The sequence below is a fragment of the Rhodococcus sp. 05-2254-6 genome, assembly GCF_002258565.1.
GTDB lineage: Bacteria > Actinomycetota > Actinomycetes > Mycobacteriales > Mycobacteriaceae > Rhodococcoides.
Window position 1 is genome coordinate 35,935 of sequence record NZ_NOZF01000140.1, and the last position, 24,821, is coordinate 60,755.

The following is a 24,821-nucleotide window of genomic DNA, read 5'->3' on the forward strand; positions in this document are numbered from 1 at the left end:
TTCGAGTGCTGCGCTGGATAACTGCCGGAGAATCCCACGGACCCGCTCTCGTCGCCATTCTCGAAGGAATGGTCGCGGGAGTAGAGGTGACCTCGGACGACATTGCCTCTCAACTTGCTCGCCGTCGCCTCGGCTACGGCCGAGGTGCCCGCATGAAGTTCGAGGCCGACAAAGTGACCCTCACCGGTGGTGTCCGACACGGACGCACGATGGGTGGTCCGGTCGCGATCGAGGTCGGCAACACCGAGTGGCCCAAGTGGGAGCAGGTGATGTCGGCCGATCCCGTCGACGAGGCAGTGCTCGCGGATCTCGCGCGCAACTCCCCGTTGACGCGGCCGCGGCCCGGCCACGCCGACTTCTCCGGGATGCTCAAGTACGGCTTCGACGACGCTCGCCCGGTGCTCGAGCGCGCCAGCGCGCGTGAGACAGCCGCCCGGGTCGCCATCGGCACCGTCGCCCGCCTGTTCCTGAAGCAGGCGTTCGGAGTGGATGTCGTGTCCCACGTGATCTCCATCGGGGCATCCGACCCCTATGTCGGGCCGCCGCCCGCAGGAGCGGACCTCGACGCGATCGACGCATCTCCGGTTCGCGCCTTCGACAAGGCCGCCGAAGAATCGATGATCGCCGAGATCGAAGCAGCGAAGAAGGACGGTGACACCCTCGGCGGCGTCGTCGAGGTCGTGGTGCACGGTCTGCCCGTCGGCCTCGGGTCGTTCGTCTCCGGAGAACGCAAGCTCGACGCAAGACTCGCCGCGGCCCTGATGGGAATCCAGGCCATCAAGGGGGTCGAGATCGGGGACGGCTTCGAGACCGCGCGTCGACGCGGAAGCGTCGCTCACGACGAGATCAAGCCCGGTCCGGACGGTGTGTTGCGCTCGACCAACCGGGCAGGCGGCATCGAGGGCGGTATGACCAACGGTGAGGCACTGCGAGTGCGGGCGGCGATGAAGCCCATCTCGACGGTTCCGCGCGCGTTGGCAACGGTCGACATGACGACCGGCGACGAGGCGGTGGCCATTCATCAGCGCTCGGATGTCTGCGCTGTTCCGGCTGCCGGTGTCGTGGCCGAGACGATGGTCGCCCTGGTCGTCGCGCAGGCAGCGTTGGAGAAGTTCGGTGGGGACTCGCTGGCGGAGACGACGAGTAACGTCGACCACTACGTGAAGGGCACCGCCGCCCGACCTCCACGATGACCCCGTACGCGGTCCTCGTCGGACCGCCGGGAGCAGGCAAGTCGACGATCGGTCGACGGCTGGCACAGGCTCTCGACCTGGACCTGTTCGACACCGATGTGGCCATCGAGCGAGACACCGGTCGTACGATCGCCGATATCTTCTCGCACGACGGCGAACCGGCCTTTCGGCAGATCGAGGAGCGGATAGTCGCCGGTGCTCTGGCCTCGCACGACGGGATCGTCTCCCTCGGCGGTGGTGCTGTGCTGTCGCCCGCGACCCGCGCTCTGCTGTCCGGGCACACCGTGGTGTACCTGGAAATCAGTGTGGCCGAAGGGCTTCGGCGTACCGGTGCGAACACGGTTCGGCCGTTGCTCGCCGGTCCTGATCCGCGTGCGAAGTACCAGGAACTGATGCGTCATCGGCGACCTCTCTATCGATCGGTGGCCACGGTGCGCGTGCGTACCGACAGTCGCAGCCCCGCTCGGGTCGTGGGCCAGTTGGTGTCGAAGCTGACCGCCATCGCCCCTGTTCCCGGGCGCGATGCGAACGAGAAAAACCCCCAGTAGATGAAGGTGATTCGATGACAGAGCCAGTGCGCGTCCAGGTCGAGACTGCCAACCCGTACCCGGTGATCATCGGCCGAGGTCTGTTGACGGATCTCGTCGACCAGCTCGCCGGAACGGCCACCGTGGCGATCTTCCACCAGCCTCCGCTGGCAGAGACCGCGGAAGCAGTGCGAGCGGCGTTGGCGGACAAGGGAATCGACGCTCATCGCATCGAGATTCCGGACGCCGAGGACGGCAAGGATCTGGCCGTGGCCGGGTTCTGCTGGGAGGTTCTCGGCCGAATCGGTCTCACTCGCAGCGACGCCATCGTCAGCCTGGGCGGCGGAGCGGCGACGGACCTGGCCGGATTCGTGGCCGCGACCTGGATGCGCGGAGTTCGTATCGTCCACGTCCCGACGACGCTGCTGGCCATGGTCGACGCGGCCGTGGGCGGCAAGACCGGCATCAATACCGATGCCGGCAAGAACCTCGTCGGCTCCTTCCACGAACCGGCTGCCGTGTTGATCGATCTGGCGACCCTGGAGACCGTGCCGAAGAACGAGATCGTGTCGGGCCTGGCCGAGGTGATCAAGACCGGATTCATCGCCGATCCGAAGATTCTGGACATCATCGAAGCCGATCCTGCCGCGGCGCTGGATCCGACCGGCGACGTGCTCCCGGAGCTGATTCGGCGCTCGGTCGAGGTCAAGGCGAAGGTCGTGGCGGCAGATCTGCGTGAGTCGAACCTGCGCGAGATCCTGAACTACGGGCACACGCTCGCGCACGCCATCGAGCGGCGGGAGCAGTACCGGTGGCGTCACGGTGCCGCGGTGTCGGTCGGTCTGGTGTTCGCGGCCGAGCTGGGACGTCTGGCCGGACGCCTGGACGACGCCACTGCCGACCGCCACCGTTCGATTCTCGAATCGGTCGGATTGCCGGTCACCTACGACGAGTATGCGTTCTCGGATCTGCTCAAGGGCATGCAGACGGACAAGAAGAACCGGGCCGGGCTGCTGCGGTTCGTGGTTCTGGACGGTTTGGCCAAGCCCGGACGGCTCGAAGGTCCGGATCCGGCACTGCTCGTCGCTGCATTCTCCGCGGTCGGCCGCGAGGCCCCGGCCGCAGGTGGGTCGGCCATCATGTTGTGACGCCGTCGGCCCGTCTCGGGGCCTGACGACAACGGGCGGTGATCGACGCGTACAGCGTCGATCACCGCCCGTAGGTCGATGTAGGGGAGTCAGGAACCGTCGGCGCTGCCGTGGCGGCCGCGCTTGTCGAGCCGCGGCTTGCCGTCCGCGTCCACTGCCGAGAACACCTCGGTGTCGGCGTCGCCGTGCTCGGGAGCCCACTGCGTTTCGGTCCGCGTGGGTTCGGTCCGCGTCGCCTCTGCCTGACCCGAACGGTTCTCCTGGCCGGCGTTGACCAGCTGGCGGTCGTGCGCACGTTCGGCGTCCGAGGTGGCCAACTTCTTCTTGGCCTCGCGGTTGACGATCTGTCGTCCCACGAACACCGCGACGCTGGCGCCGATGAAGATGGTGAGAATCGTGAACGCGGCTCCGGACGTGAGCTCGAAGACCAGACCGTTCTGACCCAGGCTGAAGTCGACGAAGAAGTCGACGATCCAGCTCAGGAGACCACCGAGGAGTCCACCGACCACAGCGGCTTTGAGCCAGACCATGGTGAGGTCCTCGCCGTCCTCGGGGTCGGGATGCTTGCGCCGGTCGCGGATTCCATCGATGCCGGCCCACACGATGATGACGAGCAGCACGAGGGCGTATGCCACCCAGCGCAGTGCCGATCCGCTCAGCGGCCACATCGACACTGCTGCCCCCAGCAGCAGTCGAACGACGGCGTTGACCAATCCCATACTTATGCCACGCACTGCCCACCCAGTCATGCGGCACAGCATATCCGCACGTCGAAGTTTGTGTGTCGGGGCCCACAAGTTCGACGAGCCGGTCGAGGGAGGGGGAGCCTGTGGGGCGACCGGTAATGTCGGGCTCATGCCTGCCGATTTCGGTGCCCGTCGTGGTGCCCTACGAGAACTGTTGGCCGCCGACGGACTCGATTCGATGCTGATCACCGATCTTCTCAACGTGCGATATCTGACTGGATTCACCGGGTCCAACGCCGCGCTACTGGTCTCGGTGGACGATTCGGCCGGTGACGAGGATCGGACGGTCATCTGCACAGACGGTCGGTACGTCACCCAGGTGGCCGAGCAGGTGCCGGGTCTGCGGGCCGAGATCGACCGGGCGTCGGCGATACACCTGCTTCGATCGGGCGTGTCGGGTAGCGGCGGCCGGATCGGTTTCGAGAGTCACGTGGTGACCGTCGACGCCCATCGCGCGTGGTCCGAGCTCGACGGTGCTGCGGAGTTGGTCCGCGCACCGGGTGTCGTGGAGTCCTTGCGCATGGTCAAGGACGAGTTCGAGGTGGGGTTGCTCCGGGACGCCTGCCGCGCCGCCGACGAGGCCCTGGCTCGATTGATCGGTGGAGGCGGCATCCGGGCAGGCCGGACCGAGCGTGAGGTCGCCCGCGAGCTGGAATCGGCGATGCTCGACCACGGTGCCGATGCGATCTCGTTCGAGACCATCGTTGCGGCGGGTGCCAACTCGGCGGTCCCGCACCACCGGCCCACCGATGCGGTGTTGGCCGACGGCGACTTCGTCAAGCTCGACTTCGGTGCACTCGTCGGCGGCTACCACTCGGACATGACTCGAACCTTCGTCATCGGTAGTCCCGCGCAGTGGCAGCGCGATCTGTACGAGCTGGTGCAGCGGTCGCAGACTGCCGGTCGCGACGCCCTGGCACCGGGAGTGACCACCGCCTCGGTCGACGCCGCGTCACGCTCGGTGATCGAGGACGCAGGGTACGGGGAGTACTTCCTCCACGGGCTCGGCCATGGCGTCGGCCTGGAAATCCACGAAGCGCCGGGAATCGCGAAGACGAGCACCGGTACACTGCTGAGCGGTGCAGCGGTCACCGTCGAGCCGGGTGTCTACTTCTCCGGTCGCGGCGGCGTTCGGATCGAGGACACACTCGTCGTTCGCGACGGGGGTCCGGAACTGCTCACCCTGACAAGCAAGGAACTCACGTCCGTCTAGCGCGCGGGCGGGAGCGAATCCAAGCCCGTGACCGACGGCGCGTCACGCGCACAAACGATTGAGGAGACGCGAAGCAAGTGGCTTCCACCAGCGATTTCAAGAACGGACTGGTTCTCAACCTGGAGAACCAGCTGTGGTCGATCATCGAATTCCAGCACGTCAAGCCCGGTAAGGGACCCGCATTCGTGCGGACCAAGCTCAAGAACGTGCTCTCGGGCAAGGTCGTCGACAAGACGTTCAACGCCGGTGTGAAGGTCGAGACCGCAACGGTCGACCGCCGCGACATGACGTACCTCTACCACGACGGCAGCGACTACGTGTTCATGGACGCCGACACATACGACCAGCTCTCGATCGGTGAGGCCACCGTCGGTGACGGCGCACGCTTCCTGCTCGAGAACCTCCGCGTTCAGGTCGCCATGCACGAGGGTGTTCCGCTGTACGTCGAGCTTCCCGTCACCGTCGAGCTCGAGGTCAAGCATACCGATCCCGGCCTGCAGGGCGATCGCTCCACCGGCGGCACCAAGCCGGCGACCCTCGAGACCGGAGCCGAGATCTCGGTGCCGCTGTTCATCAACACCGGCGACAAGCTCAAGGTCGACTCACGTGACGGAAACTACCTCGGGCGTGTGAACTCCTAACGTGTCATCGAAGAAGTCGACATCCTCCGCCTCGCAGAACGGTGCTCCCGGTGCGAAGAAGCTGGGTGCGCGTCACAAGGCCCGCAAGCGGGCGGTGGACTTTCTGTTCGAGGCGGAGGCGCGCAACGTCGACCCGGTGAACCTGACCACCGAGCGCATCGAACTCGCACGCGGCGACGACACCATTGCTCCCGTCAGTGACTACACCAAGACGCTGGTCGAGGGCGTAGCCGAGAATCTCGATCGCCTTGACGGCGTGATCGCCGATCACCTCAAGGACTGGACGCTCACCCGTCTGCCTGCGGTGGACAGGGCGATCCTGCGCGTCGCCGTCTGGGAGTTGTTCCACGCCACCGACGTGCCACCGGTCGTCGCCGTCGACGAAGCCGTCGAGCTGGCCAAACAGCTCTCCACCGACGATTCGCCCGGCTTCGTCAACGGCGTGCTGGGTCAGATCGTCCTGGTCGCGCCGCAGGTACGCGCCGCGGCCGCGGCCGTCTCGAGCCGTACCCAGTCCGATGCGTCCGGTGAAGCGTCGGTCGACGCCGAGCAGTGATCGCACGGTCGACGCACGTGTGACCGAACGCTCTGCGAGCCTGCTGGTCTCGGTTCGCAGAGCGTTGCTAGGCTCTACGCAGTTGTTGTCAGACATCCTTTAACGATCCGTCCAGAGAGGCGGAGAAGGAGGTCGTAGTTTGCCTGCGCCCGAAAGCTCGTCCGCGAACCCCGCCGTTCGCGAATTGCTGTCCTCGGCCGATGTGGGACGCACCATCTCCCGCATGGCCCATCAGATCATCGAGAAGACGGCCCTCGACGCCGCGGACTCGCCGCGCGTGGTGCTACTGGGCATCCCCACGCGTGGGACCACGCTGGCGGAACGACTCGCAGAACGTATCGAGGCATTTTCGGGCGTGCGGCCTCCGCTCGGGTCCCTCGACATCACCCTCTACCGCGACGATCTGCGGAACAAGCCGCACCGACCACTCGAGCGCACCTCGGTGCCCACAGGCGGCGTCGACGACGCACTGGTCGTACTGGTCGACGACGTACTGTTCTCCGGGCGAACCGTACGGTCCGCGCTCGACGCACTGCGTGACCTCGGTCGCCCCCGTGCGGTGCAGCTGGCGGTCCTCATCGACCGCGGCCATCGCGAACTTCCACTTCGTGCGGACTACGTCGGCAAGAACGTCCCCACAGCGCGCACCGAAGACGTGTCGGTGCTGCTCTCCGAACACGACGGCCGCGACGGGGTCAGCCTGTCCGAGGGAGGATCCGCTCGATGAAGCACTTGCTCTCGGTCGCCGACCTGACGGCCGAATCGGCCACCGAGATCCTCGACGAAGCCGAACGATTCGAGCAGGCGCTTCTCGGCCGCGAGGTCAAGAAACTACCGACACTGCGCGGACGCACCATCATGACGGTGTTCTTCGAGAACTCGACGCGCACCCGCGTCTCGTTCGAGGTCGCAGGCAAGTGGATGAGCGCCGATGTCATCAACGTCAGCGCCAGCAGCTCGTCGGTGTCGAAGGGGGAGTCGCTCCGCGACACCGCGATGACGTTGCGCGCCGCCGGAGCCGACGCCCTGATCGTCCGACACCCGGCATCGGGTGCTGCGCACCAGATCGCTCAATGGACCGCCGATCAGGGAACTGGTGGCGGCCCGGCGGTGATCAACGCAGGCGACGGTACCCACGAACACCCCACCCAGGCCCTGCTCGACGCCCTGACGGTTCGTCAACGACTCGGGGACATCGCCGGCCGTCGGGTGGCGATCGTCGGCGACATCCTGCACAGCCGGGTGGCGCGCTCGAATGCGATCCTGCTGGCCACGCTCGGTGCCGAAGTGGTGCTTATCGCACCACCGACTCTGCTGCCCGTCGGAGTGACCGGCTGGCCGGTGCGGGTCTCGCACGACATCGACGCCGAACTGCCCGGTCTGGACGCGGTGCTGATGCTCAGAGTGCAGGCCGAGCGAATGAACGGCGGGTTCTTCCCCTCCGCTCGTGAGTACTCGATCACGTACGGGCTCTCGCAGCGCCGCCTCGACCTGCTGCCCGAGCACGCCGTCGTCCTGCACCCGGGTCCGATGCTTCGCGGTATGGAGATCGCGTCCTCGGTGGCCGATTCTCCGAAAACTGCAGTTCTGCAACAGGTTACGAATGGAGTTCACGTGCGGATGGCGGTGCTGTTCCGATTGCTGGTCGGTTCGGACGGGGGTGCATCGTGAACGCACCTGCGACCTCCGTCCTGCTCCGCGGCGTGCTGCTGTACGGCGAGGGCCCCGAGACCGACGTTCTGATCTCCGGCGAAGAGATCGCCGGAATCGGTGCGGACCTCGACGCCGACGGTGCCGAGGTGGTCGATGCCCGCGGCCAGATTCTGCTGCCCGGGTTCGTCGACATGCACACGCACCTGCGCGAGCCCGGCCGCGAGGACACCGAAACGATCGAATCCGGTTCGGCGGCAGCGGCTCTGGGTGGCTACACCGCGGTGTTCGCGATGGCGAACACCGATCCGGTTGCCGACTCGGTGGTGGTCACCGACCACGTGTGGCGTCGAGGACAGGAAGTGGGCCTCGTCGACGTCCACCCGGTCGGTGCGATCACGGTCGGTTTGAAGGGAAAGCAGCTCGCCGAGATGGCCACGATGGCAGCGGGAATCGGCCGGGTGAAGATGTTCTCGGACGACGGCCACTGCGTCGACGATCCACTGATCATGCGTCGGGCGTTGGAATACTCGAGTTCGCTCGGTGTCCTCATCGCTCAGCACGCCGAGGAGCCCAGGCTCACCGTCGGTGCCGTCGCCCACGAGGGCCCCACTGCGGCGCGGCTCGGACTGGCCGGTTGGCCACGCGCGGCAGAAGAATCGATCGTCGCGCGCGACGCCCTGCTGGCCCGTGACGCGGGTGCGCGGGTGCACATCTGCCACGCGTCCACCGCGGGAACCGTCGAGCTGATGAAATGGGCACGCGGACAGGGTATTTCGATCACTGCCGAGGTCACCCCGCATCACCTGCTGCTGGACGATTCGCGGCTCGAGACGTACGACGCGATCAACAAGGTGAACCCGCCGCTACGCGAGAAATCCGATGTCGACGCCCTGCGCAAGGGCCTGGCCGACGGTGTGATCGATTGTGTGGCAACCGATCACGCGCCGCATGCCGAACAGGACAAGTGCTGTGAGTTCTCGATCGCCCGTCCCGGGATGCTCGGGCTCGAAACCGCACTGTCGATCGTCGTCGACACGATGGTGACCCCGGGCCTGCTCGATTGGCGCGGCGTGGCGCGGGTGATGAGCGAGCGTCCTGCCGAAATCGTCGGACTGGTTGATCAGGGACGGCCCATCGAGGTCGGTGAGATCGCCAATCTGACGCTGGTGGATGCGAATTCGAGCTGGACGGTCTCGGGCGAGAAGCTGGCCAGTGTCGCACACAACACGCCGTTCGAGGACATGACCTTCTCCTCGAAGGTGACCACGACGGTGTTGCGCGGACGAATCACCGTTCGCGACGGAGTCGTGGCGAACAGAGCTTCAGTGGCGAACAGAGCGGGAGAGTAGAGCCGTGGACAGAGTTCTCATCGTCATCGGATTCGTCCTGTTCTGGGCGCTGATGATCGCCCTGATCTTCTGGGGTTGGAGAGGACGGCAGAAGCGTCAGGAAGACCGAATCGGTGAATTCCCGGCCGTGCCCGAAAATCTGGGTGCCACTCACATCGAGCCGGCCACCGGCCTGTACGTCGGCAGCACCATCGCGCCGAGCTGGCAGGACCGGATCGCCGTCGGCGACATCGGCCATCGCGCCACCGGCGAACTGTCGCGATACGAGAAGGGCATTCTGCTCGATCGAGACGGTGAATCTCCCATCTGGATTCCAGCGGAATCGATTCGTGCGATCCGCACCGAGCGCGGGTTGGCGGGCAAGGTCATGACCAAGGACGGGCTTCTGGTCATTCGTTGGGAGCTCCCGACGGGGACCGAGATAGACACCGGCTTCCGGGCCGACGACAAGCAGATCTACCCGGTGTGGACAGCGAGTTCCACCGGAGAAACCAAGGAGGAAACCGCGTGAGCAGCGCAGTTCTTGTTCTGGAGGACGGCCGGACATTCCGCGGCACCACATTCGGCGCACAGGGGCGCACCCTCGGCGAGGCCGTGTTCTGTACCGGAATGACCGGGTACCAGGAGACACTGACCGACCCGAGCTATCACCGACAGATCGTCGTCGCGACCGCGCCGCAGATCGGCAACACCGGCTGGAACCAGGAGGACGGTGAAGCCGCCAGCGCCCAGGATCCCAACAAGATCTGGGTCGCCGGATACGTCGTTCGAGATCCGGCGCGCCGTACCTCGAGTTGGCGCTCGACCGGAACTCTGCAGGATCAGCTCGAGGCCCAGAACGTGGTGGGCATCGCCGGAATCGACACACGCGCCCTGGTACGGCACCTGCGCACCCGCGGCTCGATGCGAGCGGGAGTGTTCTCCGGCGACGCACTCGGCACCTCGGAGGAGATGCTCGAGCAGGTGGTCGATCAGCCGTCCATGCTCGGTGCCGACCTCGCCGGTGAAGTGACCACCGGAGCCGGCTACACCATCGAGCCGTCCGGTGATGCTCGGTTCACCGTCGTCGCAGTCGATCTCGGTATCAAGACCAACACTCCGCGGATGTTCGCCGAGCGCGGTATCCGCGTGCACGTGGTGCCGTCGAACACCACCATCGAGCAGGTTCTGGAACTGAACCCGGACGGTGTATTCCTCTCCAACGGACCGGGCGACCCGGCCACGGCGGACACCAGCGTCGCGTTGACCAGGCAGGTACTCGAACGTGAGCTGCCGCTGTTCGGTATCTGCTTCGGAAATCAGATCTTCGGGCGGGCACTGGGCCGTGGCACCTACAAGATGAAGTTCGGCCACCGCGGCATGAACATCCCGGTCATCGAGCACACCACCGGACGCATCGCGATCACCGCGCAGAATCACGGATTCGCACTCGAAGGCGAAGCGGGCGAGGAGTTCGACACCGACTTCGGCCGCGCCCGGATCAGCCACACCTGCGCCAACGACGGCACCGTCGAAGGCGTCGAACTGATCAGCGGTAGCGCCTTCTCCGTGCAGTACCACCCCGAGGCCGCGGCAGGTCCACACGACGCCGCCTACCTCTTCGACCGTTTCACCAGCGTCCTTCAGGAGAAGAAGTAATGCCACGCCGCACAGACCTGAACCACGTCCTGGTCATCGGATCCGGCCCGATCGTCATCGGTCAGGCCTGTGAGTTCGACTACTCCGGCACCCAGGCCTGCCGAGTGCTGCGCGAGGAGGGACTGCGCGTCAGCCTCGTCAACTCCAACCCCGCGACGATCATGACCGACCCCGAGTTCGCCGACGCCACCTACGTCGAGCCGATCACTGCGGAGTTCATCGAGAAGATCTTCGCCCGCGAGGCCGAGCAGGGCCACCCCATCCAGGCCGTGCTCGCCACCCTGGGTGGGCAGACAGCGCTCAATGCCGCTGTTGCACTACACGATCAGGGCATTCTCACCAAGTACGGCGTGGAGCTGATCGGTGCCGACTTCGACGCCATCCAGCGCGGCGAGGATCGGCAGAAGTTCAAGGACATCGTCGCCAAGGTCGGTGGCGAGTCCGCCAAGTCTGCCGTCTGCTACACGATGGACGAGGTGCGCGAGACCGTCGCCGAGCTCGGCTTCCCGGTCGTCGTACGGCCGTCGTTCACCATGGGCGGTCTCGGTTCGGGATTGGCCTACAACGACGAGGACCTGACCCGAATCGCCGGTGGCGGTCTGTCGGCCTCACCCACGGCGAACGTGCTCATCGAGGAGTCCATCCTCGGCTGGAAGGAATACGAGCTCGAGCTGATGCGCGACGGCCGCGACAACGTGGTCATCGTGTGCTCCATCGAGAACGTGGACCCAGTGGGCGTACACACCGGCGACTCGGTGACCGTCGCCCCGGCCATGACGCTGACCGACCGCGAGTACCAGAAGATGCGCGACCTTTCCATCGACATCCTCCGTGAGGTGGGCGTCGACACCGGTGGCTGCAACATCCAGTTCGCGATGGATCCGGCGGACGGCCGCCTCGTCGTCATCGAGATGAACCCCCGCGTGTCGCGCTCGTCGGCGCTGGCATCGAAGGCAACCGGTTACCCGATCGCGAAGATGGCCGCCAAGCTGGCCATCGGCTACACCCTCGACGAGATCGTCAACGACATCACCCGCGAGACCCCGGCCTGCTTCGAGCCGACCCTGGACTACGTGGTCGTCAAGGCACCGCGGTTCGCGTTCGAGAAGTTCCCCGGTGCCGACGGCACGCTGACCACGACGATGAAGTCCGTCGGTGAGGCGATGTCCATCGGCCGCAACTTCACCGAGGCATTCGGCAAGGTGATGCGCTCGCTCGAAACCAAGCGCGCGGGGTACTGGACCGGCCCCGACGTCGAGGCCGAGAGCCTCGACGCTCTGCTGAAGGACCTGTCCGTTCCTCAGGACGGTCGGATGTACGGGATCGAGAAGGCCTTCGCGATGGGCGCCACCCTCGAGCAGCTCTTCGAGGCCACCAAGATCGACCCCTGGTTCCTCGATCAGTTCCAGCAGATCCACGAACTCGGCGTCCAGGTCCGCGAGGCGGCCGAATTCGACGAGGCGCTGCTGCGTCAGGCGAAGTACCACGGACTGTCCGACCGACAGATCGCCGCTCTGCGTCCCGAACTCGGCGGTGAGGACGGTGTGCGTGCGCTGCGTACCGAGCTCGGTGTGCATCCGGTCTACAAGACGGTCGACACCTGCGCCGCCGAGTTCGAGGCCAAGACGCCGTACCACTACGGCACCTACGAACTCGACCCCGACGCCGAATCCGAGGTGGCCCCGCAGCCGGACCGCCCCAAGGTGCTCATCCTGGGCTCGGGTCCCAACCGCATCGGTCAGGGCATCGAATTCGACTACAGCTGTGTGCACGCGGCGCAGACACTGTCCGAGGCCGGGTACGAGACGGTGATGGTCAACTGCAACCCGGAAACCGTCTCCACCGACTACGACACCGCCGACCGCCTGTACTTCGAGCCACTGACCTTCGAGGACGTCCTCGAGGTGTACCGGGCCGAGGCGGCGTCGGGCACGGTGCGAGGCGTCATCGTCCAGCTCGGCGGTCAGACCCCGCTCGGACTCGCCAAGCGACTGAAGGCCGCGGGCGTCCCGATCGTCGGAACGTCGCCCGAGGCCATCGATCTCGCCGAGGACCGGGGCGAATTCGGCAAGGTGCTCGACGCAGCCGGACTGCCGGCAGCGAAGTACGGCACCGCAACGACGTTCGACGGAGCCCGTGAGATCGCCGCCGGAATCGGTTACCCGGTGCTGGTGCGCCCGTCCTACGTGCTCGGCGGACGCGGCATGGAGATCGTGTACGACGAGGCATCGCTGGCCACGTACATCTCCAACGCGACGGAGATCTCGGACGACCGTCCGGTGCTGGTCGACCGGTTCCTCGAAGACGCAGTCGAAATCGACGTCGACGCACTGTGCGACGGCACCGAGGTCTACATCGGCGGCATCATGGAACACATCGAGGAGGCCGGTATCCACTCCGGTGACTCGGCCTGTGCGTTGCCGCCGATCACGCTGGGCAAGACCGACATCGAGAACGTCCGACGGTCCACCGAGGCGCTCGCGAAGGGCATCGGCGTACGCGGTCTGCTCAACGTGCAGTACGCACTCAAGGACGACATCCTGTACGTCCTCGAAGCCAATCCTCGCGCGAGCCGCACGGTTCCGTTCGTGTCCAAGGCGACGGCAGTTCAGCTCGCGAAGGCCTGCGCTCGCGTGATGCTCGGGGAGAGCATCGCCGAACTCCGGACCGCGGGAATCCTGCCCGAGACCGGAGACGGTGGCACCGTCCCGGCCGGATCCCCGATCGCCGTCAAGGAAGCGGTGTTGCCCTTCAACCGGTTCCGCCGCGCGGACGGGACCGGAGTGGACACCTTGCTGAGCCCGGAGATGAAGTCCACCGGTGAGGTGATGGGAATCGACTTCGATTTCGGTACCGCGTTCGCCAAGAGTCAGACTGCGGCGTACGGCTCGTTGCCTGCGGGTGGCGCGGTGTTCGTATCGGTGGCCAACAAGGACAAGCGATCACTGATCTTCCCGGTGAAGCGACTGGCGGATCTGGGCTTCACGATCCTGGCGACCGAAGGAACCGCAGATGTGTTGCGGCGCAACGGAATCAAATGCGAACAGGTCTACAAGCAGTCCGGTGAGGACGTGCCCGCAGGGGAGCGGACCATCGTCGACCGGATTCTCGCCGGTGACATCGCCATGGTGATCAACACCCCGTACGGCAACTCCGGCCCCCGCGTCGACGGATACGAGATCCGCAGCGCGGCAGTGGCGCAGAACATTCCGTGCATCACCACGGTGCAGGGTGCGTCGGCAGCGGTGCAGGGCATCGAAGCCGGCATCGCCGGAGGAATCGGTGTTCGCTCGTTGCAGGACCTGCACGCCGGTCTGAAGCAGGGTCTCGAAGGCTGAGGTAGGTCAGGGAGAGCGGGGAAAGCAATGAGTCATCACACGTGGTCGGATCGGTTGCGCGCCGCGGTTGCGGCCCGTGGTCGACTGTGTGTCGGAATCGATCCGCACCCGGCGCTGCTCGAGGCGTGGGACCTGCCTCGCTCGGCGGACGGTCTCGAGGTGTTCGCCGAGCTGTGCGTCGAGGCGTTCGTCGGCGAGGTGGCCATCGTCAAGCCTCAGGTGGCGTTCTTCGAGGCGTACGGATCTGCCGGGTATGCGGTGCTCGAACGCACTGTGAGTGTGCTTCGGGATGCGGGCACCCTGGTGATCTCCGATGCGAAGCGCGGCGACATCGGAACCACGATGGATGCGTACGCGCAGGCCTGGCTGGAACCCGATTCTCCGTTGTCCTCGGATGCAGTGACGGTGTCGCCGTACCTTGGCTTCGATTCACTGGGGGAGACCGTCGATCGAGCGGTGCGACACCGGCGCGGTCTGTTCGTGCTGGCTCGGACCTCGAATGCGGAGGGCTCGGCCCTGCAGCAGGCGGCGACCTCGGACGGCGAGACGGTGGCTCAGTCGATCGTCGACGCGGCGGGGAGGCGCAACCGCGTCGACGCCGACGCGGTGGGCTTGGTCGTCGGTGCCACTCGTGATCACGGTCTCGACCTGTCGAACTACACCGGACCCATCCTCGCGCCGGGTCTGGGAGCGCAGGGAGCAACGGTTGCAGATCTTGCGGAGATCTTCCGCGATTCGCGTGAGCTGTTGCTTCCCAACTCCTCTCGGGGTGTCCTGGCGGCAGGTCCGTCGGTGACGGCATTGCGCGACGCGGCGATGCGGTTGCGCGACGAGATCGAAGCCGGTCTCGCATAGTCGACGCTGCCGCGCTCCGGCATTCGGGGGCGGGTTAGCGGTGAGCGGCAGTCGTCGGTACGGTCGCTAGCGCTGCCGACGAACAGTGCGGATCGCCGGTGCGGAGCGCCGATGAACGTGGTCCGTGGCAGTGGAACATCGATGGTCGACGTGCCGACAGCGATCGTGCACGTCGTATCGCCCAGAACGAGAAGACGGAGGAACCGACAGTGGCCCTTCCCCAGTTGACGCCCGAGCAGCGTGCCGCTGCCCTCGAGAAGGCAGCGATCGCCAGGAAAGCGCGCGCCGAGCTCAAGGAGCGCCTCAAGCGCGGGGGCACCGATCTCAAGCAGGTGCTCACAGATGCCGAGACGGACGAGATTCTCGGAAAGATGAAGGTCTCCGCGTTGCTCGAGGCCCTGCCGAAGGTGGGCAAGGTCAAGGCCGCGGAGCTGATGACGGAATTGGAGATCGCGCCCACCCGTCGACTGCGCGGTCTCGGAGATCGGCAGCGCAAGGCGCTGTTGACGAAGTTCGATTTCGAGGCCTGACGACGGTGACTGACACTGCGGCGACATCGGTCCCGGAGATCGAGCGCGGCCGGTTGGTGGTGTTGTCCGGCCCCTCCGGCGTCGGCAAGTCCAGTGTCGTTCGGCTCGTGCGTGCTGTGCTGCCCGAGCTGGTGTTCAGCGTGTCGGTCACGACGCGAGCGCCGCGGCCCGGTGAGGTGGACGGTCAGGATTACCACTTCGTGTCGGCCGATGAGTTCGATCGGATGATCGCCGACGACGAGTTGCTCGAGTGGGCGAGCATTCACGGTGGTCTGCAGCGGTCGGGGACTCCGGCCGCACCGGTGGAGGCCGCGCTGGAGGCGGGTAGCCCGGTGTTGCTCGAGCTCGATCTGGCCGGTGCCCGTGCCGTGCGGGTGTCCAAGCCCGAGGCGATGCTGGTGTTCATGGCTCCACCGACGTGGGACGACCTCGTCTCTCGTCTGGTCGGGCGCGCGACCGAGGAGAGCGCGGCCACCGAGCGGAGATTGGAGACCGCACGGGTGGAATTGGCCGCACAGGACGAGTTCGACACGGTGGTTGTCAATACCGATGTCGACCATTCGTGCGAACAGTTGGTATCCTTGTTGGTCGGTAGGTCGTCGGTCGGCAACAGCTGACCAGTTTCACGGCGCATGAGGCCCCGACCAGCTAGTTCGTAGCACCAACGATGCAATTTCAGGAGATCATCAGTGAGCAGCATTTCAGCGGCCGTTTCCGACTTCGACGGACGCAGCGCTCTGCCGGCCTACGACACGCCGCTCGGCATCACCAATCCGCCCATCGACGAGCTGCTCGACCGCACCTCGTCCAAGTACGCCCTCGTGATCTACGCAGCCAAGCGTGCCCGCCAGATCAACGACTACTACAACCAGCTCGGTGACGGCATCCTCGAGTACGTGGGACCGCTGGTCGAGCCGGGTCTGCAGGAGAAGCCGCTGTCGATCGCTCTTCGCGAGATCCACGCGGACCTGCTCGAGCACACCGAAGGCGAATAAGAACCTCACAGAGGACATCTGACTTGCACGTTGTCGTCGGAGTCGGCGGAGGTATCGCCGCCTACAAGAGTTGTTCGCTCATCCGTAGTTTCACCGAGGGCGGGCACCAGGTACGGGTTATTCCGACCGCATCCGCCCTGGAGTTCGTCGGGCGTGCGACATTCGAGGCGTTGTCCGGCCAACCGGTACACACCGGGGTGTTCGCGGACGTGCCGGAAGTTCCGCATGTGCGCCTGGGTCAGGAGGCAGACCTCGTCGTCGTCGCCCCCGCCACCGCGGACCTCATGGCCCGCATCGCGGGGGGACGCGCAGACGATCTTCTGACGGCCACCCTGCTCACGGCGCGGTGCCCGGTGGTCCTGGCTCCGGCGATGCACACCGAGATGTGGGAGCACCCCGCCACGGTCGCCAACGTCGCGACCCTTCGTTCTCGCGGAACACACGTGATCGAACCGGCATCGGGGCGTCTGACCGGGCGAGACACCGGGTCGGGTCGGCTGCCGGAGCCGGACGAGATCTTCGCGCTCTCCATGCTGGTGACCGAGCGAGGGGACGCGCTTCCTCGCGATCTCGAAAAACGCCGTGTTCTGGTCTCTGCCGGGGGCACTCGCGAGCCTCTCGATCCGGTTCGTTTTCTGGGCAACCGAAGCTCGGGCAAGCAGGGATATGCGCTCGCGCGAGTGGCAGCGCAACGAGGAGCCCAGGTGACGTTGGTCGCCGGGTACACCAGTGACCTCGACGCTCCGGCCGCGGTCGACGTGGTGCACGTCAAGACGGCGTCGGACATGCAGGAGGCCGTTCGCAAACTTGCCGTCGGTGTCGACGCCGTGGTGATGGCGGCCGCGGTCGCCGACTTCCGCCCGGAGTCCATCGCGGGCAGCAAGATCAAGAAGGGGGCCGACGAACCGTCGTCGATCCCGCTGGTCCGCAACGACGACATACTCGCCGGTCTCGTGTCGGCTCGCCGCGACGGTGAGCTCGAACCGTCGACGGTCATCGTCGGATTCGCCGCCGAGACCGGGGACGCGGACGGCGACGTGCTGACGTACGCGCGGGCCAAGCTCGAACGCAAGGGCTGCGACCTGCTCGTGGTCAACGCTGTCGGGGACGGCAAGGCGTTCGAGGTCGACCACAACGACGGCTGGCTGCTCGGTTCCGACGGTTCCGAGGCGGCGCTCGGCGAGGGCTCCAAAGCACTTCTCGCGAGCCGCGTGCTGGATTCGGTGGCGCAGATGCTCGATGCGCGGAGTACTCGACCGAAGTCGAATCCGTGACGATGCCGAGAGTGCACGATCGATGTCGTACCGGCTACCGTGCTGGGCACCACGTGTAGTGCCGTAGAGGTTTGCGCGGCTCCGGCAGGGGCGATAACACCGAGGGAACGTCAATTTTCGTGGAGTGCCCGACCGGCGCGAGGCGTCGGGTCGGGCAGGAACATGCGTCGAGAGGAAGTCCGTGAGCAAGTCCGGTAGTCGGCTTTTCACCAGCGAGTCCGTCACAGAGGGTCACCCCGACAAGATCTGTGACGCCATCAGCGATTCCATTCTCGATGCTCTGCTGACGGAGGATCCGCGTGCTCGGGTGGCCGTGGAGACCCTGGTCACCACCGGCCAGGTGCATGTCGCGGGTGAGGTCAATACCACCGCATACGCCGACATCCCCAAGATCGTGCGCGAGAAGGTGCTCGAGATCGGGTACGACTCGTCGGCCAAGGGGTTCGACGGAAATTCGTGCGGTGTCAACGTTGCGATCGGCGCGCAGTCACCCGAGATCGCTCAGGGCGTCGATCACTCGCACGAGGCCCGAGTCGAGGGACTGTCCGACGACGAGATCGACCGTCAGGGCGCGGGGGATCAGGGGTTGATGTTCGGCTATGCCAACACCGACACTCCCGAGCTGATGCCGCTGCCGATCGCGTTGGCGCACCGGCTCTCTCGGCGACTGACCGAGGTCCGCAAGAGCGGAGTGCTGCCGTACCTACGTCCGGACGGCAAGACGCAGGTGACGATCGAGTACGACGGTGACAACGCCGTTCGCCTCGACACCGTCGTGATCTCGACTCAGCACGCAGCGGACATCGATCTCGACAACCTGCTCACTCCCGACATTCGGGAGAAGGTGCTCGGCTCGGTGCTCGCCGAGTTGGACGTGCCGACACTGGACACGTCCAACGTGCGTCTGTTGGTCAATCCCACCGGAAAGTTCGTCCTCGGTGGACCGATGGGCGACGCCGGACTGACCGGCCGGAAGATCATCGTCGACACCTACGGCGGCATGGCACGGCACGGTGGTGGCGCGTTCTCCGGCAAGGACCCGTCCAAGGTCGACCGCAGTGCTGCCTATGCGATGCGGTGGGTCGCGAAGAACGCTGTCGCCGCCGGTCTCGCCGATCGCATCGAGGTCCAGGTGGCGTACGCCATCGGCAAGGCGGCACCGGTCGGGTTGTTCGTCGAGACGTTCGGCACCGAAAAGACCGATCCCGCGCGTATCCAGGCGGCGATCAGCGAGGTGTTCGACCTGCGTCCCGGTGCCATCATTCGTGATCTGGACCTGCTGCGACCGATCTACGCGCCCACCGCCGCGTACGGTCACTTCGGCCGCACCGACATCGATCTCCCGTGGGAGTCCACCGATCGCGCCGGCAAGCTCCGGGAGGCTGCCGGACTCTGAGTTCGGCGTCGACCGTTCTGCACGTACCCTGCTCGCACCGGCTCGGTGCTCCGACATCGAGTGTGGGGTGAGAATCGAGGAGGAGGTGCGGTGGCGGGCGTAGCGCGGGTGGCGGCGTCGGATCTTCCGATCGCGCGCATTCTTCCGATGTTGCCGCTGCCGCATCTCGACCGCGAGTTCGACTACCTCGTTCCCGAAGAGGTGAGCAGTGATGCTCAGCCGGGTGTCCGAGTTCGGGTGCGGTTCGCGGGTCGACTGGTCGATGGTTTCGTGCTGGCCAGACTGGCCGAGACCGAGCACTCCGGCAAGCTCGGCTGGCTCGATCGGGTGGTGTCCGCGGAGCAGGTTCTGACTCCGGAGATCGCAGAACTGGCCGCGGCAGTGGCGGATCGATACGCCGGGACCAGGGCTGACGTGCTACGGCTGGCGATCCCGGCTCGCCATGCCCGAGTCGAGGCGGAACAGACACCCATCGTCGAGCCCCCGGCCGAGCCGGACATCGACCGAGCGGCCTGGTCGGCCTACACCCACGGCTCGAACTTCCTCGACGCATTGGCATCGGGACGCGTACCGCGCGCGGTATGGCAGGCGTTGCCCGGTGAGCTGTGGCCGGTGCGGTTGGCGGAGGCCGCCGCCGTGACCGTGGCCGGCGGTCGGTCCGCGGTGGTCGTGGTGCCCGATCAGCGAGACCTCGATCGTCTGGAGACGGCCTGCACGGCTCTGCTCGGTGCCGACCGGGTGGTGGCGCTGTCGGCCGGTTTGGGCCCGGCGAAGCGGTATCGGCAATGGTTGCGTGGGCTGCGATCGGGCCCGGTCGTCGTGGTGGGGACGCGCAGCGCCGTGTTCGCTCCGGTGTCCACTCTCGGCATGATCGCCATCTGGGACGATGGTGACGACAGTTTCGCCGAGCCCCGTTCGCCGTATCCGCATGCCCGAGAAGTGGCGTTGCTGCGAGCGCACGTGTCCGCAGCCGCGGTGGTCATCGGCGGACATGCGCGGACTGCGGAGGCGGAAGCTCTCGTGGATTCCGGTTGGGCACACGACCTGGTGGCTCCTCGTGAGCTTGTCCGTGAGCGTCAACCCCACGTGGTGGCCTTGGCCGACTCGGACCATGCGCTCGCGCGGGATCCGGCAGCCCGTGTCGCCCGGTTGCCCGCGATCGCGTTCGAGGCGGCTCGGGCCGCACTGAAGGCCGATTCGCCTGTGCTGGTTCAGGTTCCGCGCGGGGGCTACGTGCCGTCACTGGCGTGCGCGAAGTGTCGACATCCGGCTCGGTGTCGCCGGTGCAACGGTCCGTTGGCGCTTCCGTCGGCCCCGGGGAGCGACGGAGCAGGGAGTCCGACGTGCTCGTGGTGCGGAATCGCAGACACCGCGCATCGGTGCACGGCATGCGGATCGCGCAACCTGCGTGCGGTCGTGATCGGCGCGGGCCGTACCGCCGAGGAACTCGGACGGGCATTTCCCGGAGTACCGGTTCACAACTCGGGAGGCGCCGCCGTGCTCGACGCCGTCCGACCCGGTGCCGGTCTCGTCGTGTCCACCGTCGGTGCCGAGCCGACGGTCGACGGTGGATACGGTGCGGCCCTCTTGCTGGACGGCTGGGCCCTGCTCGGCCGGGCAGACCTGCGCGCGGCCGAGGAGACGCTGCGTCGGTGGATGACCGCCGCCGCTTTGGTTCGGCCGGGCACGGCAGGCGGACGAGTGGTCGTCGTCGCCGAGTCCGAGATACCCACGGTGCAGGCACTGGTTCGCTGGGACCCGCTGTGGCACGCCAGAAGTCAGTTGTACGAACGAGTGGAGGTACGGTTCCCGCCCGCCGTGCACGTTGCGGCCGTCGACGGAACCACCGATGCGATCACCGCGCTGGTGGAGAGCGCAGATCTGCCCGAGTCGGTGGAAATACTCGGACCGGTCGATCTGCCGGACGGCCAACGGGCGCCGGCGGGCGGCGGTGAGGACGCACTGCCCGGTGATGTGCAGCGGTTGTTGATACGCGTGCCACGCAGCACCGGAGCGGCGTTGGCGCGGGCACTGGCCACCGCGCAGGCATCGCGCAGTGCCAAGAAACTCGGCGGCGGAGTGCGGGTCCAGATAGACCCGATTCGAATCGGCTGATTCCGCCGTCCCGGCTCGACGTGGCCTAGGGTTGCCTCGGGGCGGCGCACGGGGCGCCGATGAAAGGTGGGTCGGGGACATGAAGAGAAGGCAGCTCTTTCGCCGTGCGACAACAGGTTTGGCAGTGGTGATCGGTGCCCGTCTGGCCGCACCTGCCACCGCCGACGCCCTGCCGGGTACCGGCTCGGCGCAGCCACCGACACCGGCCGTTCCGTTGGACCGAATGCTCCGGATCGTGTCCCTGTCGCACATCAACGATCCGGCGCTCACCCCGATCTTTCCTGGCGATCCCGAATTCTCGCTCGAGACGGCGTTCACCGTCGCAGACGACGGCTTCTACCTCCAGTACGTCAAGGAGGGCGAGCACACCGGCACGCACTGGGGCGCACCCGCGCACTTCCAGGAAGGTGGCCTGACCGCCGACCAGCTCGATCCGGAGGATCTGTTTCTGCCCGCGGTGAAGATCGACATTCGTGATCGGGCGGCGGCCGACGCCGACTACGCCGTGACCGTGGCCGACCTGCAGAACTGGGAAGCCGTCAACGGTGCCATTCCACCAGGGGCGGCTGTCGTTCTGTGGACCGGATGGGCGTCACGCTGGGGGACCGATGCGTACGCCAACGCGGACGCGGACGGTGTGACGCACCAACCCGGGTTCTCTCCGGAAGCAGCGCAGTGGTTGATCGACACGGGCAGGCTAGCCGACAGAGGTGCCCTCGGCACCGACACCTTCGGACCCGATCTGGGCAACGACGACACCTATCCGGTGTCGGTCAAGCTCTACGACCGGCGTCGGATCAGTCTGGAGAACCTGACCAATCTGGAGTCGATTCCGACCACGGGTGCCTACGTTCTGGTCGGCGGCCCGATCAACCGAGCCGGATCCGGTTCACCTGCAACCATTTTCGGCCTGGTCCCCAGGGTCGCCTGATCGGAGGTGCTCGGCACCGCGGTGAGTGCACCCGCGGTGTCGTAGGCGTAGATGCCGGCCTTGCCCTCGCGTTTGGCCTCGTACATCGCTCGGTCGGCCAGCCGCATCAGCTCGTCCTCGTCGGCGGTGTCGGAGCCGGCCACGCTCGTGCTGTCGTGGGGTGTGCGGTCGAGCTGACCGATCTGCACCACGCCCACGCACACGCCGACCGACACCGAATGGCCGTCGATCTCGTGGGCGGTCCGCATCGTCTCGGCGATGCGGACCGCCGTCGCGCGACCGGCATCGAGGTCGGCGTACACCAGGGCAGTGAACTCGTCGCCGCCGAAGCGGGCCACCACTCCGTCCACGACGCATCGCTCGAGGCGGCGTGCGAGTTCGACCAGTAGTCGGTCGCCGCCGCCGTGTCCGAATCTGTCGTTGACGCTCTTGAAGTCGTCGAGGTCGATGAGCAGCAGGACGGCGCGGCCTCGGCCCGCTCGGGCGTCGTTCACCGCCGCCCGAAGGTGTTCGTCGAACGACGACCGGTTGAGCAATCCGGTCAACCCGTCGTGATGCGCGCGGTACGTCAACTCGGCCTGCGCCCGAGTCAGGCTTCGCAGCAGATTGTCGTTCTGCACCAGGGTGATCACCTGGCGAACGAGTGAGAGCAACACCACTGCAACCCCGAGTACCACCACGGTCGAGTCCAGCTCCCCGGTCTGCACACGCAGTATCGCCAACACGATCCCGATCGCACCCATGAGTGCGTACGGCAACAGCAATTGCGTTCTCGCGCCGGTGACGGCCTCGGTGCAGTCCGACTCGGTGGGCTTCGATTCGTGCAGCGACGATCCGTACAGCGACGAGCTGTGTGTCGACGAGTCACGCGGTGCCGGGTTGTCGTCCACGGTCCTCGGGGCAGCAGCCGCGAGAGCGATGAGCGCTGTGCCTGCGATGAATCCGCCGTCGGTCAGAACCGGCATGAAGTCCGCACCGGTGGCGACGAGATACGCGTAGATGCTGTCGGATATCGCCATCATCAGGATTCCGGCGCCGAGCAGGGTGAGCTGCGTCCGATATCGCGCGGCGATCCTCGGGATCACGGCGAGCAGCACGATCATGGCCACGAGTACCAGGTCGGTGATGGGGTACATGATCGCCACCAGGAACTCGATCGAGTCGGATTCCGACGAATGCACGACCGCGCCGAGCACGGTTGCCCAGGAGAGAACGAAGAGCGACCCGACGACGACGGCCCCGTCGAGCAACGACATCACCCAGACATGGCGTGCACTGGAGGCAGCCCGCCAGGGCGACGGGCCGACGAAGGCCAGCAGGGCAGGCACGGCGAGGATCGGGAAGAGAAAGAATCCGACGTCGGCGACGGACGCGGTCGGCAGCGGCATGCCGAGAGCGGATCGATAGAAGGCCCAGACCGCCATGCCTGCACTCCAGCAGGCCATTCCGGCGGCCATCAGAACGCGCCACTGCCGTTCGGTGCCCGTTCTTCTCGACGCCGTCCGCCAGCAGACGATCGTCGCCGTGATACCTCCCGCGAGCTGTGCGATGTCGTCGATCAGTACGGAGGTTCGTTGGCCGAGAACGTTGGAGCCGGCGAGCAGGACGATGGCGAGGACGCATCCGAGCACGACGGTCACGCATCGCCTCGTCGATCCGGCCACACGGCCTCCCTCGTTGGTGCGCGAGCGTGGTTGCGCGAGCGCGGTAGAGCCGGCCGCTGTTTCGGTCCGTTGGACGAGAGCTCGTACCGACCGCGTCATCCTAGCGAGCGAGAGCCGTCCAGGGCGCGTTCCTCGGAGTCGGAAACGTAGAGGTTGCCTCTGGACCTTGTCAAAGATCTATTGTCGATATATCGTCGATGTGTCAATCGATACTAAGGAGTACGACATGAATTACGCATTCGAAGGTTTCGCACACGAATTCGGACGTCGCGCAGGAGCACGTCGACACATGCGTGGCGCGCCGTTCCAGATGTGGGTCGCGCAGAGTGAGGACCGCGGCCCGTCGGACGATCACGGTCCACGAGAGCGCGGCCGCGGCAGGAGAGGTCACGGTGAACGGAGCAGGCACGGTGCCGGTGGGCCGTTCGGACGGGGACCGGAAGGCATGCGCCCCGGTTTCGGTCCCGGTGGTTTCGGTCCCGGTGGTTTCGGGCCGAACGCAGATTTCGGTCGAGGTCGCGGTCGGGGAGGGCGAGGGCGTCGCGGGGACGTGCGCGCTGCAATCCTCCTGCTGCTCGAGGAACGTCCGATGCACGGATACGAACTGATCCAGCAGATCGCCGAGAAGAGCAACGGCACCTGGAAGCCGAGTCCTGGCTCCATCTATCCGGCCCTGTCGCAACTCGAAGACGAGGGCCTGGTCCTCATCGACAAGGTGGCCGGCCGCAAGACCGCTGCGCTGACCGACGAGGGTCGAACACACATCGAGGCCCATCGTGCCGACCTGGGCAGCCCGTGGGACGACGTGGCAGAGTCCGTCGGAGTCGACGCCCGGGATCTTCGGGCGCTCATCGGCCAGTTGATGGGCGCAGCCGGTCAGGTCGCCGGAGTGGGCACACCGAAACAGGTGGAGCGGGCCGCCGAGATTCTCACCGAAGCCCGCAGGTCGCTGTATCGGATACTCGCCGAGGACGGTTCGACCGATCGAGATCCCGACGACACGGTCGACGCCCCCGACGCGCCGTGACCGGCAGGTGCGGAATCGTCCGCAGTGCTTGC

Annotated in this window: 23 protein-coding genes; 21 read left to right on the plus strand and 2 right to left on the minus strand. The window is 66.3% G+C overall.

Annotated elements, in window-relative coordinates:
- The first annotated feature begins 5 nt into the window (after positions 1 to 5).
- From aroC to aroB, 3 genes are read left to right on the plus strand one after another with little or no spacing between them, the layout of a single operon-like run.
- Entirely contained in the window at positions 6 to 1,193 is a 1,188-nt protein-coding gene (aroC, locus tag CH256_RS18140) for a chorismate synthase (RefSeq protein ID WP_094641913.1), read from the plus strand.
- A complete protein-coding gene (locus CH256_RS18145) occupies positions 1,190 to 1,741 on the plus strand; it encodes a shikimate kinase (protein WP_068050563.1) in 552 nt (183 codons plus the stop codon). Before aroC ends, CH256_RS18145 begins: the two co-directional genes overlap by 4 nt.
- A 14-nt stretch (positions 1,742 to 1,755) precedes the next feature.
- Entirely contained in the window at positions 1,756 to 2,868 is a 1,113-nt protein-coding gene (gene aroB / locus CH256_RS18150; RefSeq protein ID WP_068050562.1) for a 3-dehydroquinate synthase, read from the plus strand.
- Positions 2,869 to 2,957: 89 nt separating this feature from the next.
- On the opposite strand, the gene CH256_RS18155 is transcribed toward aroB, so the two are convergent.
- Positions 2,958 to 3,617, minus strand: a complete 660-nt coding sequence (locus tag CH256_RS18155) for a B-4DMT family transporter (protein WP_094670211.1) — start codon at positions 3,615 to 3,617, stop codon at positions 2,958 to 2,960.
- A gap of 106 nt (positions 3,618 to 3,723) precedes the next feature.
- Here CH256_RS18155 and CH256_RS18160 point away from each other — a divergent pair, with 106 nt between their 5' ends.
- The 17 genes from CH256_RS18160 to CH256_RS18240 all read left to right on the plus strand — a co-directional run bounded on the left by CH256_RS18160 (position 3,724) and on the right by CH256_RS18240 (position 22,098).
- The gene (locus CH256_RS18160; RefSeq protein ID WP_094670212.1) at positions 3,724 to 4,827 is read left to right on the plus strand and encodes a M24 family metallopeptidase; all 1,104 of its coding nucleotides are present in this window, start codon (positions 3,724 to 3,726) and stop codon (positions 4,825 to 4,827) included.
- Between the two features lie 77 nt (positions 4,828 to 4,904).
- Complete coding sequence (gene efp / locus CH256_RS18165) at positions 4,905 to 5,468, plus strand: elongation factor P (RefSeq protein WP_027496978.1); 564 nt, start codon at positions 4,905 to 4,907, stop codon at positions 5,466 to 5,468.
- A gap of 1 nt (position 5,469) precedes the next feature.
- Positions 5,470 to 6,024, plus strand: a complete 555-nt coding sequence (gene nusB / locus CH256_RS18170; RefSeq protein WP_094670213.1) for a transcription antitermination factor NusB — start codon at positions 5,470 to 5,472, stop codon at positions 6,022 to 6,024.
- 139 nt (positions 6,025 to 6,163) lie between these two features.
- Positions 6,164 to 6,751, plus strand: a complete 588-nt coding sequence (pyrR, locus tag CH256_RS18175; RefSeq protein WP_094641904.1) for a bifunctional pyr operon transcriptional regulator/uracil phosphoribosyltransferase PyrR — start codon at positions 6,164 to 6,166, stop codon at positions 6,749 to 6,751.
- Positions 6,748 to 7,695 carry an aspartate carbamoyltransferase catalytic subunit gene (locus CH256_RS18180; protein WP_094670214.1) on the plus strand — a complete coding sequence of 316 codons (948 nt, stop codon included), beginning with the start codon at positions 6,748 to 6,750 and terminating at the stop codon, positions 7,693 to 7,695. The genes pyrR and CH256_RS18180 overlap by 4 nt, the downstream gene beginning before the upstream one ends.
- Positions 7,692 to 9,026 (plus strand): dihydroorotase, encoded by a 1,335-nt coding sequence (locus tag CH256_RS18185; RefSeq protein WP_094670215.1) that lies wholly within the window; start codon positions 7,692 to 7,694, stop codon positions 9,024 to 9,026. The genes CH256_RS18180 and CH256_RS18185 overlap by 4 nt, the downstream gene beginning before the upstream one ends.
- A gap of 4 nt (positions 9,027 to 9,030) precedes the next feature.
- Positions 9,031 to 9,537, plus strand: coding sequence for a PH-like domain-containing protein (locus CH256_RS18190; RefSeq protein WP_068050555.1), 507 nt, complete (start codon positions 9,031 to 9,033; stop codon positions 9,535 to 9,537).
- Positions 9,534 to 10,664 (plus strand): glutamine-hydrolyzing carbamoyl-phosphate synthase small subunit, encoded by a 1,131-nt coding sequence (gene carA / locus CH256_RS18195; protein ID WP_094670216.1) that lies wholly within the window; start codon positions 9,534 to 9,536, stop codon positions 10,662 to 10,664. Before CH256_RS18190 ends, carA begins: the two co-directional genes overlap by 4 nt.
- Positions 10,664 to 14,002, plus strand: a complete 3,339-nt coding sequence (carB, locus tag CH256_RS18200; RefSeq protein ID WP_094670217.1) for a carbamoyl-phosphate synthase large subunit — start codon at positions 10,664 to 10,666, stop codon at positions 14,000 to 14,002. The genes carA and carB overlap by 1 nt, the downstream gene beginning before the upstream one ends.
- Before the next feature lie 27 nt (positions 14,003 to 14,029).
- Positions 14,030 to 14,857 (plus strand): orotidine-5'-phosphate decarboxylase, encoded by an 828-nt coding sequence (pyrF, locus tag CH256_RS18205; protein WP_094670218.1) that lies wholly within the window; start codon positions 14,030 to 14,032, stop codon positions 14,855 to 14,857.
- A 209-nt stretch (positions 14,858 to 15,066) separates the two neighbouring features.
- Positions 15,067 to 15,387 carry an integration host factor, actinobacterial type gene (gene mihF, locus CH256_RS18210; RefSeq protein ID WP_008716579.1) on the plus strand — a complete coding sequence of 107 codons (321 nt, stop codon included), beginning with the start codon at positions 15,067 to 15,069 and terminating at the stop codon, positions 15,385 to 15,387.
- Positions 15,388 to 15,392: 5 nt separating this feature from the next.
- On the plus strand, positions 15,393 to 16,004 hold the full coding sequence (gmk, locus tag CH256_RS18215) for a guanylate kinase (protein ID WP_094670219.1): 612 nt from the start codon (positions 15,393 to 15,395) through the stop codon (positions 16,002 to 16,004).
- A 72-nt stretch (positions 16,005 to 16,076) separates the two neighbouring features.
- Entirely contained in the window at positions 16,077 to 16,382 is a 306-nt protein-coding gene (rpoZ, locus tag CH256_RS18220) for a DNA-directed RNA polymerase subunit omega (protein ID WP_094670220.1), read from the plus strand.
- Positions 16,383 to 16,405: 23 nt separating this feature from the next.
- Entirely contained in the window at positions 16,406 to 17,656 is a 1,251-nt protein-coding gene (gene coaBC / locus CH256_RS18225; RefSeq protein ID WP_094670221.1) for a bifunctional phosphopantothenoylcysteine decarboxylase/phosphopantothenate--cysteine ligase CoaBC, read from the plus strand.
- Between the two features lie 181 nt (positions 17,657 to 17,837).
- The gene (gene metK, locus CH256_RS18230; RefSeq protein ID WP_037189390.1) at positions 17,838 to 19,052 is read left to right on the plus strand and encodes a methionine adenosyltransferase; all 1,215 of its coding nucleotides are present in this window, start codon (positions 17,838 to 17,840) and stop codon (positions 19,050 to 19,052) included.
- A gap of 147 nt (positions 19,053 to 19,199) precedes the next feature.
- Positions 19,200 to 21,167, plus strand: a complete 1,968-nt coding sequence (locus tag CH256_RS18235; RefSeq protein ID WP_179272141.1) for a primosomal protein N' — start codon at positions 19,200 to 19,202, stop codon at positions 21,165 to 21,167.
- 79 nt (positions 21,168 to 21,246) lie between these two features.
- Positions 21,247 to 22,098, plus strand: a complete 852-nt coding sequence (locus tag CH256_RS18240) for a cyclase family protein (RefSeq protein ID WP_068050541.1) — start codon at positions 21,247 to 21,249, stop codon at positions 22,096 to 22,098.
- On the opposite strand, the gene CH256_RS18245 is transcribed toward CH256_RS18240, so the two are convergent.
- A complete protein-coding gene (locus CH256_RS18245; protein WP_256989476.1) occupies positions 22,014 to 23,738 on the minus strand; it encodes a diguanylate cyclase domain-containing protein in 1,725 nt (574 codons plus the stop codon). The genes CH256_RS18240 and CH256_RS18245 overlap by 85 nt on opposite strands.
- 313 nt (positions 23,739 to 24,051) lie before the next feature.
- Between CH256_RS18245 and CH256_RS18250 the strand changes: the two genes are divergently transcribed.
- The gene (locus tag CH256_RS18250) at positions 24,052 to 24,789 is read left to right on the plus strand and encodes a PadR family transcriptional regulator (protein ID WP_256980970.1); all 738 of its coding nucleotides are present in this window, start codon (positions 24,052 to 24,054) and stop codon (positions 24,787 to 24,789) included.
- The last annotated feature ends 32 nt before the right edge of the window (positions 24,790 to 24,821 follow it).